At 41.8% G+C, this 17,010-nt stretch carries 18 protein-coding genes, 1 tRNA gene and 1 pseudogene; 9 read left to right on the forward strand and 11 right to left on the reverse strand.

Features of this window, described 5'->3' with window-relative positions; genetic code table 11:
- Positions 1 to 57: 57 nt before the first annotated feature.
- Genes Q8M62_RS13130 through Q8M62_RS13140 form a run of 3 tightly spaced genes read right to left on the reverse strand, consistent with a single transcriptional unit; the run spans position 58 to position 1,618 of the window.
- Positions 58 to 780, reverse strand: coding sequence for a Spy/CpxP family protein refolding chaperone (locus Q8M62_RS13130; RefSeq protein WP_304902156.1), 723 nt, complete (start codon positions 778 to 780; stop codon positions 58 to 60).
- 35 nt (positions 781 to 815) lie between these two features.
- Entirely contained in the window at positions 816 to 1,091 is a 276-nt protein-coding gene (locus Q8M62_RS13135) for a hypothetical protein (RefSeq protein WP_304902155.1), read from the reverse strand.
- Positions 1,092 to 1,135: 44 nt separating this feature from the next.
- Positions 1,136 to 1,618 (reverse strand): RNA polymerase sigma factor, encoded by a 483-nt coding sequence (locus Q8M62_RS13140; RefSeq protein WP_304902154.1) that lies wholly within the window; start codon positions 1,616 to 1,618, stop codon positions 1,136 to 1,138.
- Between the two features lie 180 nt (positions 1,619 to 1,798).
- Here Q8M62_RS13140 and xerD point away from each other — a divergent pair, with 180 nt between their 5' ends.
- Together xerD and Q8M62_RS13150 are read left to right on the forward strand one after the other, a co-directional pair.
- Positions 1,799 to 2,695: a site-specific tyrosine recombinase XerD gene (gene xerD / locus Q8M62_RS13145; RefSeq protein ID WP_304902153.1), complete on the forward strand. Its 897-nt coding sequence runs from the start codon at positions 1,799 to 1,801 to the stop codon at positions 2,693 to 2,695.
- Positions 2,696 to 2,775: 80 nt separating this feature from the next.
- Positions 2,776 to 3,414, forward strand: a complete 639-nt coding sequence (locus Q8M62_RS13150) for a hypothetical protein (protein ID WP_304902152.1) — start codon at positions 2,776 to 2,778, stop codon at positions 3,412 to 3,414.
- A gap of 4 nt (positions 3,415 to 3,418) precedes the next feature.
- Here Q8M62_RS13150 and Q8M62_RS13155 read toward each other — a convergent pair whose 3' ends face one another.
- Positions 3,419 to 4,084, reverse strand: coding sequence for a peptidoglycan DD-metalloendopeptidase family protein (locus Q8M62_RS13155; protein ID WP_304902151.1), 666 nt, complete (start codon positions 4,082 to 4,084; stop codon positions 3,419 to 3,421).
- Positions 4,085 to 4,263: 179 nt separating this feature from the next.
- Here Q8M62_RS13155 and carB point away from each other — a divergent pair, with 179 nt between their 5' ends.
- Positions 4,264 to 7,083 carry a carbamoyl-phosphate synthase large subunit gene (gene carB, locus Q8M62_RS13160; RefSeq protein ID WP_304902150.1) on the forward strand — a complete coding sequence of 940 codons (2,820 nt, stop codon included), beginning with the start codon at positions 4,264 to 4,266 and terminating at the stop codon, positions 7,081 to 7,083.
- Positions 7,084 to 7,098: 15 nt separating this feature from the next.
- On the forward strand, positions 7,099 to 7,365 hold the full coding sequence (locus Q8M62_RS13165; RefSeq protein ID WP_304902149.1) for a DUF4834 family protein: 267 nt from the start codon (positions 7,099 to 7,101) through the stop codon (positions 7,363 to 7,365).
- Between the two features lie 13 nt (positions 7,366 to 7,378).
- On the opposite strand, the gene Q8M62_RS13170 is transcribed toward Q8M62_RS13165, so the two are convergent.
- Both Q8M62_RS13170 and Q8M62_RS13175 read right to left on the reverse strand, forming a co-directional pair.
- Positions 7,379 to 8,566: a class I SAM-dependent methyltransferase gene (locus tag Q8M62_RS13170; protein WP_304902148.1), complete on the reverse strand. Its 1,188-nt coding sequence runs from the start codon at positions 8,564 to 8,566 to the stop codon at positions 7,379 to 7,381.
- Entirely contained in the window at positions 8,566 to 9,555 is a 990-nt protein-coding gene (locus Q8M62_RS13175) for an aspartate-semialdehyde dehydrogenase (RefSeq protein ID WP_304902147.1), read from the reverse strand. The genes Q8M62_RS13170 and Q8M62_RS13175 overlap by 1 nt, the downstream gene beginning before the upstream one ends.
- 150 nt (positions 9,556 to 9,705) lie before the next feature.
- On the opposite strand from Q8M62_RS13175, the gene Q8M62_RS13180 reads away from it, so the two are divergent.
- From Q8M62_RS13180 to scpB, 4 genes are all read left to right on the forward strand, one after another.
- Entirely contained in the window at positions 9,706 to 12,219 is a 2,514-nt protein-coding gene (locus tag Q8M62_RS13180) for a lamin tail domain-containing protein (protein ID WP_304902146.1), read from the forward strand.
- A 62-nt stretch (positions 12,220 to 12,281) separates the two neighbouring features.
- Positions 12,282 to 12,452, forward strand: coding sequence for a hypothetical protein (locus Q8M62_RS13185; protein WP_175454221.1), 171 nt, complete (start codon positions 12,282 to 12,284; stop codon positions 12,450 to 12,452).
- Positions 12,453 to 12,711: 259 nt separating this feature from the next.
- Positions 12,712 to 13,095: a TraR/DksA C4-type zinc finger protein gene (locus Q8M62_RS13190; protein ID WP_092730226.1), complete on the forward strand. Its 384-nt coding sequence runs from the start codon at positions 12,712 to 12,714 to the stop codon at positions 13,093 to 13,095.
- Between the two features lie 2 nt (positions 13,096 to 13,097).
- Entirely contained in the window at positions 13,098 to 13,658 is a 561-nt protein-coding gene (scpB, locus tag Q8M62_RS13195) for an SMC-Scp complex subunit ScpB (protein WP_304902145.1), read from the forward strand.
- Between the two features lie 4 nt (positions 13,659 to 13,662).
- Here the strand turns inward: scpB and Q8M62_RS21570 are convergent, their stop codons facing one another.
- From Q8M62_RS21570 to era, 5 genes and pseudogenes are all read right to left on the reverse strand, one after another.
- A complete protein-coding gene (locus tag Q8M62_RS21570) occupies positions 13,663 to 13,974 on the reverse strand; it encodes a hypothetical protein (protein WP_370690580.1) in 312 nt (103 codons plus the stop codon).
- Positions 13,975 to 13,983: 9 nt separating this feature from the next.
- Positions 13,984 to 14,286, reverse strand: a pseudogene (locus tag Q8M62_RS21575) (SprT-like domain-containing protein); the annotation flags it as partial.
- A 66-nt stretch (positions 14,287 to 14,352) separates the two neighbouring features.
- Entirely contained in the window at positions 14,353 to 14,541 is a 189-nt protein-coding gene (locus Q8M62_RS13205; protein ID WP_304902143.1) for a hypothetical protein, read from the reverse strand.
- 76 nt (positions 14,542 to 14,617) lie between these two features.
- On the reverse strand, positions 14,618 to 15,931 hold the full coding sequence (der, locus tag Q8M62_RS13210) for a ribosome biogenesis GTPase Der (protein WP_092730218.1): 1,314 nt from the start codon (positions 15,929 to 15,931) through the stop codon (positions 14,618 to 14,620).
- 2 nt (positions 15,932 to 15,933) lie between these two features.
- On the reverse strand, positions 15,934 to 16,902 hold the full coding sequence (gene era, locus Q8M62_RS13215; protein WP_304902236.1) for a GTPase Era: 969 nt from the start codon (positions 16,900 to 16,902) through the stop codon (positions 15,934 to 15,936).
- On the opposite strand from era, the gene Q8M62_RS13220 reads away from it, so the two are divergent.
- Positions 16,895 to 16,967 (forward strand) — tRNA-Met (locus Q8M62_RS13220). The two genes, era and Q8M62_RS13220, sit on opposite strands and share 8 nt — an antisense overlap.
- Positions 16,968 to 17,010 lie beyond the last annotated feature (43 nt).

The following is a 17,010-nucleotide window of genomic DNA, read 5'->3' on the forward strand; positions in this document are numbered from 1 at the left end:
AAAAAGGAGGCCGAAAATCAGCCTCCTTTTCTGTTTAAACTTAACCAATATGAAGATTTAGAATTCTGTAGGGGATTCGTCTTTACCATTTATCAGTTTAATGACTACCACACCATTAATTCCTTTTGTTCCAAATTTTTCTAAGGCTTGCTCACCTTTTAGGACTGTCACACTTTCGATGACTTTAGGGTCAATATTTTCAAAAGAACCAACTCTGATCATCCCTGATTTGGAATCAATGTAATATAGCGGCTGCTCTCCCTTTCCGTTTACCGTTACTGCAACTTTAGGAGAAGAGGCTGTGACTTCTGCAGTTCCATACACGGAACTTGCTGTACCAGTAGCAGATATTCCATTCCCTGAGATTGAAGATGTTTTCCCAACACCTAACACTTTCCGTGCTTCCAGCTTTGTAATCTGTTCTGAAGTCAATTCATTTTTGATTGATACTAGCGTGCTGAGTTGCATTTTCTTAAGCTGGTTTTCTAGGCGAAGTACTTCATCCATTTGCCTTGAGACAGAATTTTGGTCGATTTTCGGTTGATCAAGCATTTTTTTGAGTTTAGCCGTAGCATCATCCAAGTCCCATTTTATGGTAGAAAATGAACCAGTATTTTCAGAATGGATTTTTTTGATTTTGCTTACTTGAGATTCGGTAAGTGCTATATCATCCTTTACTTCCATCAAGTGAGTAGTTGTATAAATTTTTCCTTTGAATAGGTCTTGAGCTTGGGCAAGTCCAGATGTAAGTAAAAACAAGAGGAGAATTATCTTTTTCATAATATTTAGGATTTATGTTGAAATAGTTGGTTTAGTTAATATTCAGTTAGAAGAGAAGCGGTTGGAGATTCCCAAATGTCCATTTCATTTGTATGATCGATGTTAAAATGCATTTTTTGATCTGAGCCCTTTTCCAAAGTAATGATCACAACATCTCCAATTGGTGGCGATGAAGAATCTTTTTCTTCTAAGAGAATAAATCCAAGCAGCAGTGAAGCAGCAATTCCCAAGGGTATCCACCAATTAATAGTCCTTGCCTTTGCAACTTCCGGAAAGGCCGGAGTTGGGATTTCACCATCTTTTTCTTTCATTGCCTGAAAGAAAATATGTAATTCTTTTTCTGATTCGTCTTGTATCATTTCTCGATCCTTGCTTTTTCAATCCACTCTTTCAATCTCTTTTTTCCACGCTCGTAATGCGTACGCACGGTGCCAATGTGTAGCTGTAGCACCTCGGCCGTTTGCTCCAAAGTCATATCGTGGTAGAAAACCATCAGCATCACTTCCTGCTGCATTTTCGGTAATCGGCGGACCAGAGCTTCGTAATTGACCTCATCCGATTCAGCTTCTTCCCAAGCTACCTCAACCTCATTTTCCAGGATTTCCCATTTCCCCGCCTTCCGCAACTCATCTATTGCAGTGAATCGGATAATGGAAAACAACCAGGTTTTTGCATTTCGATCATCGTTCAGCTTTGCTTGGCCTTCCAGAATTTTGAGATAAACCACTTGAACCACGTCCTTGGCCATTTCTCCATCAAACCCACAGCATTGTCTTGCCCATAGGTAGACTTCTCGATGGTGCTGTCGGAGTAAAGTTTCGAGTTGGTTTCGGTTCATTTACACTACTTAATCGAAGAAGTGAGGGATTTATATGACAAGGGTTCGAAAAAAAAGTTGGAAGGTTGTAAAGTTGAAAGGTTGTAAGGTTGTGGCAACTTTGCAACTTTACCACTTTGCAACCAAAATACAGAGCCCTCCAAGGGTTTCGAAACCCTTGGAGGGCTGATTTCTAAAACTATGTGGCCTCAACTTATCCGCCAATTCCGACATTACCTCAAGCTTGAGCGATCGCTCAGCGAAAATTCCATCGAGGCATACACCCGGGATGTAGAGAAGTTGGCAGCTTTTGCAGAAAAAGAATTTGTGGGAAAAAGTCCTTTGGAAATGGAGTTGGAGCATCTTCGCAGATTTGTCAATGCCTTGGCGGCTTTGGAGATTTCGGCTTTTTCCCAAGCCCGGATTATCTCCGGCATCAAAGCATTCTACCGCTTCCTGATGTATGAGGATAAAATCAAGGAAGATCCTGCGCAGCTTCTTGAAGCGCCAAAGCTTGGGCGGAAACTTCCCGATACCCTAAGTTTTCAGGAGATCGAACTTTTGCTTGAAGCCATTCCACTTGGAGAATCCGAAGGCCATCGCAACCGGGCCATGCTGGAGATGCTCTACAGTTCCGGCTTGCGGGTCAGTGAGTTGGTAGAACTGAAAAAGAGCCAGGTATTTACCGAAATAGGTTTCTTGAAAGTGGTGGGAAAAGGAAATAAGGAACGCTTGGTCCCTGTTGGGAAAGATGCCTTAAAGTACCTCAGGATCTATCAGGAGGAAGTTCGCGTGCATCAGACTCCGACCAAGGGTCATGAGGAGTTTGTTTTCCTAAATCGCCGCGGCCAAAAACTCACTCGTGTGATGGTTTTTCTGATTATTAAAAAGACGGCGATTCAAGCAGGAATTAAGAAAAACATCAGCCCGCATACGTTCCGGCACTCCTTTGCCACGCATTTGATTGAAGGAGGAGCTGATTTGAGAGCCGTACAGGAAATGCTCGGTCATGAAAGCATCACCACGACGGAGATTTACACGCACCTAGATCGGGATTACCTGAGGCAGGTGCTAACAGATTTTCACCCGAGAAAATAGGAGATTTCGGATTTCGAATTGCGGATTTTTTGAAAACCAAAATTACCTATAAACGTCTTAGAGTAATTCAAATCCAATTGATGAAAAAGCTTATTCCAATTTTTCTTTCCGTAATTTTTTTTGCCTCTTGCACCAATTCCAAATTTTACACGGCCCGCACCTGTATGGTCTGCTTGAATCCAACTGATGGAATTTTAGTATTACCATTGATATGGGAACCTACTTTTCGAGTGCTCAGTGTAGCGGAGAAAAATCAAATCGAACGGCAAATCATTTCATTGCTGAACAAGGAAGGCTTCCAAAAAGTCGAAATCTTAGACAATTTGGATTACAAGCTGCTGCGGGAAGGGATCAAAGACTTGAATGATCCCGTGCAACGCGAAAAACTTTCTTCAAAGTTAGGGTACAGCTATCTGCTCGGTTTGACTCTTGGCCCTACCCGAGTGGGAGAAACTTGGGGCTATCAGACAGCTCAGGAAGTATATGACATGGCTCCTGTCCCGGATATGGAGGTCAGTTCGATCCTGCGTATGGCTTTGATTTCAACGGAAACAGGTCAAATCGATTCAGATTTCACCATTACATCTACCAATTCGGGATTTAGTACGAGTGATAAAGACGATGGATTGGATTATCAAAACTACACCAAACTTGCTGGAGTGATCCGCCACGGAATCACCAAAGGAACCAAAAACTTGGTCAAAAGCTGTAGCTGTTGATTTGTTATTTCTCCGAAAACCGGAGGATCAAATTCGGGTCTGGGCAATTTGCTTGATAAAACCCCAAGTCTTTTTCTGCAGCCACGCCGGGATAGTCGCCGCAGTTACCGCCCAAATCCCACATCAGTTGAAAGTGCAAGTGAGGCGGCCAATCCCCGTTCTCTGGAAAAGGGCCGACGTGACAAAGCTTTTCTCCTGCCTTAATTTTTCTACCCACTTCCAGCTTTTCTAAGTCTTTTTGAAAAAGATGTCCATAGAGTGAAAAGAGCTTTTTCCCATCAAGCTCATGCTCCAAAATGATCGTTGGTCCATAATTTCCAAATCCGGCATTGTCCTGAAAACTGTGAATCATTCCGTCTATCGGAGCGAATACGGGAGCGCCTGCTTCGGTCCAAATGTCAACACCCAGATGAATGTTTCTAAACGCTGCTGCTGTCGCAAAGACTTCACTTCTCCGGTAGATTGCCCGTTTTTCAAGGTAGCCTCCGATTCCGTATTTTTTATTTTTCTGCCTCAGCTGATTGAATACGTACTGATTAAAAACTTCAGTTTTTGAAAGATCGACTGGTTTCAATTCATGATTCCCCTCTGTAAAATCAAGTTTTAGGGTGTTTTCAAAAGAAAGGCGTTCTCCCATTATCGGGTAGAAATCGAATTTATTCAAGTTCATAAGGCCAAAAATAGGAATCAAAAATCAGAACTAACGCCTATTGGCCCCAATCGCTGTATTTTTGAAATACTCGAATCTTCTGTGCCATTTATCCGAGTTTATCCTTCCGCCTTCGGATAATTTTTCTAATTTTGCGCCAATTTGGACGTAAGTATTCTCTCCCCCTATCCCACCTCGTAATGCCAAAAGACAGTAGCATCAAGCACGTTCTCATCATCGGTTCAGGTCCCATCGTCATCGGTCAAGCTTGCGAATTCGACTATGCAGGCTCTCAGGCGGCACGTTCTCTTCGCGAAGAAGGCATCATCGTCACGCTGATCAATTCCAATCCGGCCACGATCATGACCGACCCAGTCACCGCTGACAATGTGTATCTGCTCCCATTGGAAAAGAGTTCCATAAAAAAAATCCTGACGGATCATCCTGATATCGATGCTGTGTTGCCAACAATGGGTGGACAGACGGCACTGAATCTTGCCATTGACTGCGATAAAGCAGGTATTTGGGACAAATTTGGAGTCAAGATGATCGGTGTGGATATCGCTGCGATTGATACCGCCGAAAACCGTGAAAAATTCAAAGCGCTGATGGAAGAAATTGGCGTTGGAGTTTGCCTGGGAGACACTGCCACCTCTTTTCTTCAAGGCAAAGAAATCGCGCAGGAGATTGGTTTTCCATTAATCATCCGTGCCTCTTATACCCTTGGAGGGGCAGGAGGTGCATTTGTTGAAAAAGAAGAGGACTTCGAAAAATACTTGGTTGCCGGCCTTCAGGCTTCTCCGGTTCATGAGGTGCTGATCGAGCAAAGCATCATGGGTTGGAAAGAGTACGAGCTCGAAGTGATGCGGGACAATATCGGGAACATGATCGTGATCTGTTCTATCGAAAATTTTGACCCTTGTGGCGTGCATACAGGGGATTCGATCACTGTCGCTCCGGCATTGACTTTACCGGATACGGTTTATCAACGCATGAGAAATTATGCGATCACCATGATGAACAGTATCGGGAATTTTGCCGGTGGCTGTAACGTGCAGTTTGCCGTGAGTCCCGATAATCAGACCATCATCGGTATCGAGATCAACCCACGCGTATCGAGATCTTCTGCTCTGGCTTCCAAAGCTACCGGATACCCCATAGCCAAAGTCGCCGCAAAACTCGCCATCGGATACAATCTGGACGAATTGAGCAACTCAATTACCAAGACTACTTCTGCCTTTTTTGAACCCACGATCGATTATGTGATTGTGAAGATTCCGCGCTGGAACTTTGACAAGTTCAAAGGTTCTGACAGAAAGCTTGGATTATCCATGAAGTCTGTCGGCGAAGTGATGGGTATCGGGAGAAACTTCCAAGAAGCCTTACAAAAAGCCTGTCAGTCACTTGAGATCAAGCGAAACGGACTGGGTGCAGATGGCAAAGAACTGAAAGATCAGGATAAAATCCTCTACTCATTGGCCAATCCAAGTTGGGACAGACTATTTCATGTTTATGATGCCTTTAAGCTTGGAATTTCATTCCGAACGATCCATGATCTTACGAAAATAGATAAGTGGTTCCTTCGACAGATTGAGGAGTTGATTCATTTTGAGAATGAGGTTTCAAAATATAAAATTGATACCATTCCATTTGAGGTAATGGATCAGGCCAAAAAGAAAGGCTATGCAGATCGTCAGATTGCACATTTGTTGGATTGCCTTGAAAGCGAGGTTTTCAACAAGCGATATGATGAAATGGGAATCAAGCGCGTGTACAAACTTGTAGATACCTGCGCGGCTGAATTTGAAGCCAAGACACCCTATTATTACTCGACATTTGGCGAGGAAAATGAATCAGTAAGATCGGATAAGAAAAAAGTGGTGGTTTTGGGCTCCGGTCCAAATCGTGTCGGTCAAGGCATCGAGTTTGACTACTCTTGCGTGCATGGAGTATTGGCAGCCAAAGAATGCGGCTATGAGACCATCATGATCAACTGCAACCCGGAGACTGTTTCCACGGACTTTGATATCGCAGATAAACTTTACTTTGAGCCGGTATTCTGGGAGCACATTTACGAGATAATCCTACATGAAAACCCGGTAGGCGTCATCGTTCAGCTTGGAGGTCAGACTGCCTTGAAACTGGCGGAAAAGCTGGATAAGTACGGAATCAAGATCATAGGAACCAGCTTCGAAGCATTGGATCTGGCTGAAGACAGAGGTCGATTCTCCACGCTCTTGAAAGATCTGAATGTCCCTTATCCGGAGTTTGGCACGATTCACAATACCGACGAGGCATTGGAGCTTTGCAAGACGATCGGATTCCCGCTTTTGGTTCGTCCAAGCTATGTATTGGGAGGACAGGGGATGAAGATTGTGATCAACGAGAAAGAGCTCGAGCAGCATGTAGTCAATGTCCTACGAGATATTCCAAACAATGAGATCCTGCTTGATCACTTCTTGGAAGGCGCGATAGAAGCTGAAGCTGATGCGATTTGCGACGGAGAAAATGTCTACATCATCGGAATCATGCAACACATTGAGCCGGCCGGGATTCACTCCGGAGATTCCTATGCAGTATTACCTCCGTACAATTTGGGGGATTACGTGATGCGTCAGATTCAGATGTATACCGAAAAAATCGCTTTGGCACTGAAAACGGTCGGTTTGATCAATATCCAATTTGCGATTAAAAATGACAAGGTGTACATCATTGAGGCCAATCCAAGAGCTTCCCGTACCGTACCATTTATCTGCAAAGCCTATCAGGAACCTTATGTTAATTATGCCGTAAAGGTGATGCTAGGGGAGAAAAAGGTGACCGACTTTGAATTCAAACCACTGAAAAAAGGTTATGCTATCAAAGAACCTGTGTTCTCTTTTCATAAATTCCCGAATGTAAATAAGGAGTTGGGGCCTGAAATGAAATCAACCGGAGAGGCGATTTATTTTATTGATGACTTGATGGATGATTATTTCTTGAAAATCTATGCAGAGCGAAACCTCTACTTAAGCAGATAAAATCGGAAAAAATTAATGGGTGGACTATTAAAATTTGTAATTATTCTTCTTGGCGTGGGTTGGCTTTTGGGCCAACTCATCCGCTATTTCCTTCGCACCAAGCTTGCAAAATTTGCGAGGCAAGTCAATGAAGCCGCAATGGAAGAAAGACGCGCTCAGCAGCAAGCTTCAAGATCCAAGAATTCGGTGAATGTGGATTTCATTCCTCGTGAGGAAATCGAAAAACGAAAAAAAGACATCGAAGGCGGAGAATACGTCGATTATGAAGAAGTGAAGGAGTAATCTTTCACTTTTTTTATTTCACCCTCCTACACCAAAAAACCTTGAAACCACTTCCGGTTTTAGTTCCTATTAAAAAGTCCTCTCCACCGTCTTTTAAGCCTAGTTTCTTCTTCAATTCTTCTGCTCCTGTGACATAATTCCGGCAGAGCACATTGACCTTACCTGATGGGAAAAGGGTTTTGATTTCCTGCTTTTTAGGAGATATTTCTCTGATGACTTCAAAGATACGTGCTGGAATTTCTTCCGGAATGGTGTCGCCGGTGTAGAGATGACTGTTTGGATCCAGTTTTTTCAGGCCATGTCGGACTCCAAAAAGCCGAAACGCTCCTGCTTTTAATATACCACTCAAGGGTTCCACCAAGTATTTTTCCACTTCGCCAAACTTGGAATCAGCGATACTTTCCTCTTCAATTCCAAATTCAAAAGTGGGATACTCACTTCCCAAATCTTTTACTTCAATTTTCTTTCGACTGGTTGAATTCTGGCTTTCCCAAAAAAGTAAAACCTCTTTCACTTCATTTTTCACTGAAATCACCGTGATCTTTTGGATATCCGGCAGCGCTGATAGCGCTTGAGATATGTCTAGCATCGGAGATAGTTTCAGTAAAATTTGCTTTGCTTTACTTTTCATCAAATCCCATCCCTTGACCACATCCGGATGACAATCCTGAAGTTTGTAGAGTTTCTGATTCCCTATTCCTCTCCGCGCAGGGTCTGCAAAAATCAGGTCAAAATGTAGGTCTGAATTTTTCAAAAAGTCCAAGCCATCGCCTGCTACAATCTCAAATTTTTCCGGGGAAAGCAGCTTCAGGTTGTGATTTGCGATGCTTGCCAATTGCTCATTCTGCTCGCAATAAATCGCTTTTTCAAAGTTTTGACTCAAATAATAACTATCTACTCCGAAGCCTCCCGTCAGATCGATCATCAACTTGCCGAAGAGGGAATCGGCTTTGAATTTGGCCGTCTCTTCGGATGAACTTTGCTCCAAAGAAATGGAAGCCGGAAAAATAATACGGGAGTCAGCGACCCACTCCGGAAGTTTTTTGGCAGCTTTTTGACGTGCAGAAATTTGTTGAACAGCTTCTTTTAAGTCAAAATTGACCTTACCATGATATTTTAAAAGCAAAAGTGCAGGATCTTCACTGAGATGATCCTGCACAAATTGTCTGAATTCAGCGCTATTGAACCCGCTGAAATCCATTAAACCAATTTGTTTTCCAATAGGTATTCAGCAATCTGAACGGCATTGGTGGCCGCGCCTTTCCGAAGGTTATCTGCCACTATCCACATGTTCAATGTGTTGGCTTGTGATTCGTCTCTTCTCAGACGTCCTACAAATACTTCATCTTTCTTATGAGCTGTAATTGGCATTGGGTAAATGAAGTTGGCAGGGTCATCCTGAACGATCACACCCGGAGCAGATTCCAAAAGACTTCTTACTTCAGCCAGATCAAAATCTTCTTTGAATTCCACGTTGACAGCTTCGGAGTGACCTCCCATTGTAGGAATACGAACCGTAGTGGAAGTAACCTGAATTGTGTCGTCACTGAAAATTTTCTTGGTTTCATTGATCATTTTCATCTCTTCCTTGGTGTAGCCGTTGGGCTGAAACACATCGATGTGAGGAAGGACGTTCATATCAATTTTATGTGGATAAACCATTTCAGGGGTTCTTCCTTCACGCTCAGCCATCATCTGATCCACAGCAGCTTTTCCGGTACCTGTCACCGACTGATAGGTGGAGACCACTATTCGCTTGATGCCGTAACGCTGACGCAATGGCTCCAATGCCAGTACCATCTGAATGGTTGAGCAATTTGGATTGGCGATGATTTTATCAGTTGCTGTAATTTCCTTGGCGTTGATTTCGGGAACAACCAGTTTCTTACTTGGGTCCATCCTCCATGCCGAAGAGTTGTCGATAACGAAAGTGCCCACTTCTGCAAATTTTGGAGCCCACTCTAGGGAAGTACTTCCGCCGGCAGAGAAGATGGCTATTTCAGGTTTGGCTGCCACTGCCTCGGCCAGACCGATCACCGTGTGTTTTTTACCTTTATACTCGATCTGTTTTCCTACTGAGCGCTCAGAGGCGACTAATAGCAGTTCGTCATAAGGGAAGTTGTGCTCAGCGAGCACTTCGAGGATTTCGGTGCCAACCAGTCCGGTTGCACCTACTACAGCCAGTTTCATAGGTTTATAATTGATTTTGGATTGCAAAAGTAAGGACTACACGTTCATTTTCAGGATTGTGAGCAAATATTTTCGACTGTTTTTGTTTAATTCTATTAGAAAAAATCATTTGATTTTATATATTTAGGTAAAGCTGTTCCTCCATTTTTTATGAGCAGATACTTTTTAGAAAAGCTACTAATCATCATTCCCATTTTTTTTGAACTGGGGAACCCCATTCTATTTGCCCAAAATCAAGATTTTGAAAGCAGCTTTCAACCCTCAAGTTATCCTGAGGAATTCCTGCCAAATTGGTATGGGAATGAGGTCAGAGCCACTCCTGCCAGAATTTTCCAAGTTTCAAACCAAGGGAGAAATGGGAGTAAAGGCCTAGCCGTTCAGCCCATCAGCACTTTTGATGGGAAGATTTGGATAAAGCTGACACCTGCACAGTTTGAAAATCCTGAACTTTTATTTTTCGCAAAAACCATTCAAAATGGAAGTGGAAATCGTCCTGCTTTGGTTTTTTATTCCTGGGGTAGAAAATTGGATGGAGAGTTTTCTGAACCGATACAAATTGGAAATAACACCGAGTTTCCAAATTCAAATCAAGAATTCAGAAGATATAATATTACCCTTCCTTCCCATTTCAAAAGTGAGGAAGAGGTCTTTATGAGTTTGGATATCCGATATGGGCCTGGGTCAGGAAGTGCTGCCCGATGGATTATGGATGATTTTGAATTTGGCGATATCGTGAGAGATGAATCTCCCCCCAGAGTCATTTCAGCAAAAGGCTATGATTCAAATTCTGTGTTTATTCAGTTCTCTGAGCGGGTCGATCCTGTTTTCTCTATTTTTTCGATAGCGTATGAACTTGAGAATGAAAACCCGATTTCTGTTCAGTTGAAAAGTGATTCCCTTGTGATTGCGGCATTTGAAAGGAAGCTAGAATCAGCTAAATCCTATGGATTGTCAATTCGTCAGATCCCGGATTTAGAAGGTAATTTTCTGCAAGACACCACGGTCACCTTTACATTTTTTGATCCGACAGACATTCCCGAAAAAAGCTTAGTGATTAATGAACTGATGCCTGCCCCGCGGGCAGATCAGGATTTGCCAAATGTTGAATACATCGAACTATTTCATGCAGGTGATCACGAGTTCCGGCTTGGAGGGCTTAAACTTTCCAATTCCAGATCAACTGCCATCTTAAGTGAATTTTGGCTAAACCCAGGAGAGTATTTGATTTTGGCTCCAGAAAATCAGGCAGCACAATTAGCAGCTTTCGGGAAGGTTTTACCAATAAAAAGTTGGCCTACTCTTCTTAATTCCGGGGATCAGGTGTTTTTAAGTAGTGCTAGCGGGATGTTCATTGATCGAATTTCTTATTCCACATCCACCTGGGGAGGGAACGTTTTTGCGAATGGAGGGTACAGTTTGGAAGTACCCAATCCTTTTTTCCTTTGTGACAATTCTGCTTTTCTAAATCCTTCGATCGATAAGTTTAGGGGAACACCGGGAATTCAAAACTCAATTTTTGATCCTAAAACTGAGTTGGTTAACCTGAAAATAGAATCTGCCTTTTTCGTGGATTCGAAAGAGATTTTGGTGGCATTTTCAAGCCCAATCCTACCAAAGTTTGATAAAGTAAACATTTCATTTACGCCTGTTTTAAAGGCTGACACGTTGATTTTTGTCTCTACAACTGAAATCAGGTTAATTCTTGAAACGCCTGCTGAAGCAAATAGCGTATACAGACTAGTTTTGGATGGTTTTAAGGACTGCTTCGGAAATGAAATAGGCGATCTGTCCATCAATCTTGTTTTGCCTGAAATCCCCGAAAAGGGAGAATTGATCATCAATGAAGTTCTTTTTGATCCGCGGACGGGGGACCCGAAGTTTGTGGAAGTGAAAAACACCACTGAAAAATACCTTAATCTTGAAAATTTGGCTTTGGCCAATATAAATTCAGCCGGCCTCCCCGACCAACTAAGAGCATTTGGTAAACAGGGAATGGTTTTGGAGCCGAAAGGGTATTTGGCGATTACTACAGCTACTCAAGCCTTAAAATTAGCCTATCCCAAATCCATCCAAGGCAATTTTCTCCAAATCCCTACTCTTCCAAGTTATCCGATAGCCGGCGGTACCGTTGTTTTACTTTTTTCGAGTGGAGAAATTGCCGAAACATTTAAATATGATAAAAATCTTCATCATCCGCTGTTGAGAAACCCAAAAGGAGTTTCGTTAGAGCGAATTTCAGATCAATCTCCCACAACTCTTTCGTCAAACTGGCAGTCAGCTTCCGGAAATGAGGATTACGCCACTCCTGGGAGGAAAAATTCTCAAGCACTGGATATTGAATTTGAGGCTGAAATAATCCAGATTGATCCTGAGGTTTTTGATCCGGAGGGAAGTAGCGGACCGGCTTTCACAAGTATTCGCTATCAATTGGACATGACCGGATGGGTAGGAACTTTTAAAATTTATTCCGCTGCGGGGCAGCTAATTCAGACCTTAGCCCAAAACCAAATTTTAGGCACAAATGGGATGTTCACTTGGACAGGTACAGATTCAACAGGAAAGTTGGTCAGAGCAGGATATTATGTTTTGGTCGCTGAACTTTATGAACTCGGTGGTAAGACTAAAGTCTTTAAAAAGACAATTGTTGTTGCTACACGACTTTAATTTGATTTTTTTCGGTTTGAAATACAATTTTTACTATTTTCAAGTAACCTTAACTATAACCCATGGATCGCGGCCTAATTACAATTGCCCTACAAGAAATAGTTCTTCGTGATGGGAAAGACCTTCAAGAGGCACAACAGTACTTGAGAATGAAATATCGAATTGACGTAGAACATGAAGTTCTGAAGAGAAGATTGGAAAAAATGCTCCAAACCGAGAAAGCTGTCGCATGACAGCTTTTTTTATTTAGAATATCTCCTACCTGATGTCTCCCATTTTTTTTATTGATTTGGATGAAACCAAATCCGATTGGATCTAATCGGCTGATAATGAAATAGTAGCGTGTTTTATATTTGAGATTGTGATTTTTGTGTTTTGTCTTTTCAAATTCTGGGATTTTTTAAGTTTTGCAATTATCAAAGTCCAACGTACTTTAGGGAACCATTCGTTCGCAAATCCGTCCCAGTACTGTCATTTTAAGCATGATTAATTATGAGCAAGGAAGAAAAAACCGCATATTCTCAGGAAGAACTTAAAGAATTCGAAGTTATTATCCATCAGAAACTCGCCAGTGCAAAAGAAGAACTCACTTCGTTAAAAGAGAGTTTGAGTAAAAAGAATGACACTGGGACAGATTATACAGCTTCGACATCTAAACTTTTGGAAGACGGTGCAGACACGCTGGAAAGAGAAAATTTGAGCCAGCTTGCCGCGAGGCAGCAGAAATTTGTCATAAATCTTGAAAATGCACTTATCCGAATCAAAAACGGGACTTACGGGGTGTGTGTGGATACTGGAAAGTTGATTTCTAAAGAAAGGCTGAAAGCTGTGCCGCATACTATGCATTCAATTGAAGCGAAACTTGCAAAAAAGTAAAGGTGGATTTTCTCAATCGCCATATTGAGGCCTTGATCTTCTGTGCACCTGAGCCAATTGCGGCTTCAGAGATTTCAAAATGCCTCTCTGAAATGTTTGCTAGCGAGATCCCATTAGACCATATCGAATCGGCACTTATTGAGCTTGGAAATAAGTATAATCAAGAAGAATTTTCCTTTGCTTTGGAGCATTTGGGAGGAGGATATCAATTTTTGACAAAACCAGCTTACCAGCCAAGTATAAGTATTCTTTTGCGTCAGCAATCGCAAAAAAGATTGTCGACTGCTCAATTAGAAACTTTGTCCATCATTGCTTACAAGCAACCGGTAACAAAAGGGGAGATTGAACAAATCAGGGGAGTAAATAGTGATTATTCCGTTCAGAAGCTTCTAGAAAAAGAGCTCGTTGAAATCAAAGGAAAATCCGAAGGTGTAGGTAGACCATTGATTTATGGTACTTCTGATAAATTCATGGAGTATTTTGGGATCAATTCTATTCAGGAATTACCTCTGCCTAAAGATTTTTCCCAGTCTGACAATCAGATTGGGGAAGAGCGGGACTAGTACCTTAAATTGGTTTTACCTTTGCTAGCCTCGAAACAAGGTATTTTTTCCCGGAGCCCACTTCCTCACACAAAACCCGGGTTCTTCGCGTCACCCCTTTTTTGAATTTTCTTCCCGAAAGCAAAAATTCTTTTCCCGGTAAAAGATCTGACAGGAAAATCTGTTCGGATTTGAACTCGTTTGGGAGGTCATATTTGCTCATTTCTTTCATCAAAAATAGATCACGAGAAGAGCTTGCGGCGGGATTTTGCATGTGATGCCTGAGCGGAATCAAAATATCTTTTGGGAAAACAGAATCATTTAGAATAGGAGCCATTAAGTTTTGGAATGTTTTTTTCCACTCGACTCCATGTGGTGAATGAGCTGATCCATGTTTTAAAAAAGTATGAAGGTGTGCAACCTCATGGATGTATGTTAAAAGAAATTGGTAAGGATTTAGATCTGAATTGATTGTGATCGTTTGGACTTTACGGTCTTTTAGGTATCGGAAATCCCCAAGTTTTGAAGCTCTGGGCTTCTGTACTTTAAAAGAAAAAGGGATCGTATGCCAAAGATCCAGACAATAAGTAATTGCTGGATTGGGGAGATGACTTTCAAAAATTTTCCTAAGCTGATCTATAGATTCCATCTGCCCTAAAAATAAAAAAGAGTCCCGATATCGGGACTCTTAATTTTTTTCCTTTTTCGGGAATGATTACAGAGCTGGAGTAGCAGCAGTAGAATCAGAAGCAACAGCAGAAGAATCAGCTGGAGCCTCTTCGATTACTGGAGTTTCTTCAACAACTACAGTCTCTTCAACTGTAACTTCTTCAGTTGTCTTGTTACCGCAAGAAGCAGTAGCGATCAAACCAGCGATTGCGAAAATTGCAAATACCTTTTTCATTTTTTGTAGTTTTCTTAATTACGGAGCAAAGGTACTAGTATTATTTACAATTGTGCAAGTGCCATTCAAATATTTTTTATTTGTTTTTGTAAACAATTTTTACAGGAACTCCCTCGAAATTAAAGTTTTCTCTTAATCGATTTTCCAAATACCGTGTATAGGGTTCTTTGATGTATTGCGGGAGGTTACAGAAGAAGGCAAACACTGGGTTTTTGGTGGGTAATTGAGTTACATATTTGATCTTAATGTATTTTCCTTTCCATGCAGGGGGTGGATATTTCTCAATTTCCTGAAGTAAAATGTCGTTCAATTTAGAAGTGGCAATTCTTCGGGTTTTATTTTCATACACTTTGGTAGCCAATTCAATTGCTTGAAAAATCCGTTGTTTTTCAACCACGGAAGTGAATATAATCGGAATCCATTTGTTTTCACCGAGGCGATCCACCATGTCATCCTTGATTTTTCCCATGGTTTTATGATCTTTTTCAATCAAATCCCATTTATTCACCATGATCATTACTCCTTTATTGTTTTTGATCGCAAGGCTGATCAAATTGATGTCTTGGGCCTCAAGTCCTCTTGTGGCATCTATCATGACAATGACTACATCAGACTCTTCCAATGTTCGCAAGGACCGCATCACCGAGTAAAACTCAACATCCTCTTTTACTTTGGCTTTTTTCCGGATCCCTGCAGTGTCAGTGATAATAAAATCTTGTCCGAAAAGCTTGTATCGTGTGTGAATGGCATCGCGAGTCGTTCCGGCTTCATCAGTCACAATAGAGCGCTCATGTCCCAGTAAGGCATTCAGGAAAGAAGATTTACCCACATTTGGCCTGCCCAAAATGGAAATTTTAGGAATTCCAGCATCAGGATCTTCAATTCCTTCATCTACGAACTGCTTGACGACTTCATCCAGAAGTTCACCAGTGCCACTTCCGCTTGCTGAAGCAATGGGGAAAATTTCAAAATCACTGATTCCCAGCGAATAAAATTCATGCACAGTCATCGCTTTTTCGCGGTTGTCAGCCTTGTTTGCCACAATGAAAAGAGGCTTTTTAGTGCCTCTAAGCTCATTCGCAAAAGCAGTATCAAGATCAGTTAGCCCATCAATACAGTCCACCACAAATAGGATTACGTCTGCTTCCTCGATTGCTAGTTTGACCTGTTTACGGATTTCAGCTTCAAATACATCCTCAGATCCGGTCACGTATCCGCCGGTATCAATTACTGAGAAAAACTTCCCTGACCACTGGGCATGTCCATAGTGACGGTCACGAGTGACACCACTCATATTGTCTTCGATTGCCTTTCGCTCTTCTACCAAGCGGTTAAAAAGTGTGGATTTACCAACATTGGGCCGTCCTACTATTGCTACAATATTTGCCATAATTATGATGGGTCGTACCCGAATTTTTTAAGTTTCAATTTGTTTTTTCTCCAGTCCTGCTCCACCTTCACAAATGTTTCTAGGAAGACCTTTTTACCAAAAAATTTCTCCAATTCCAGTCTGGACTCTATTCCTACTTTTTTCAACATTTTACCCTTGTCACCGATAAGAATGCCTTTTTGACTATCCCGCTCACAGAAAATGGTAGCGCGTATTTTGATGATTGTCTCCTCTTCGTAGAAGTCTTCAATTGCGACTTCAGTACTGTAGGGGATTTCTTTTTTGTAGTTGGTGAAAATCTTTTCCCGAATGATCTCGGAGGCAAAGAACCGCTCCGGCCGGTCAGTTAGTTCCTCTTTGTCATAAAATGGTGGATGTATTGGCAGTCTGTCCAGGATTTCCTGTAGAATACGTTCTGTATTAAATTTTTCTAATGCCGAAATCGGGATCACCGTTTCAGATTTGATTCTAGATGTCCAATAAGCGGTAACTTCGTCCAGTTGGCCTTCTTTTGCGAGGTCGATTTTGTTGATGACCAAAAGAACTGGAACCCCTGAAGCGTTGATTTTGGTAATTATATCTTCGATTTCTTCCTCTGTTTCGTAGAGATCAGTCACAAAAACAATCACATCTGCATCTTCTAATGATAGGTTGACAAAGCTCATCATATTTTTATGCAGCTCGTATTTTGGTTTGAGCATACCTGGTGTATCGGAAAAAACAATCTGATATTCGTCGGTATTTATCAATCCTAAAATTCGATGTCTAGTCGTTTGAGCTTTGGATGAAATAATCGAAAGTCGCTCACCCACAAGGATATTCATGAGTGTGGACTTGCCTACATTGGGTTTGCCGACAATATTTACGAATCCGGCTTTATGAGTAGGGGAGAGCATTTTTATAATTTTTTTTGCAAAGGTACTTGATTTTGGAGAGTTTGTCCTTACCTTTGCATCACAATATCGCGGGATGGAGCAGTTGGTAGCTCGTCGGGCTCATAACCCGAAGGTCACAGGTTCGAGTCCTGTTCCCGCTACTTTTAGACTCCGAACAATGTAAAAATTGTTCGGAGTTTTTTG

It is taken from the genome of Algoriphagus sp. (assembly GCF_030694375.1).
In the GTDB taxonomy this organism is placed as follows: domain Bacteria; phylum Bacteroidota; class Bacteroidia; order Cytophagales; family Cyclobacteriaceae; genus Algoriphagus.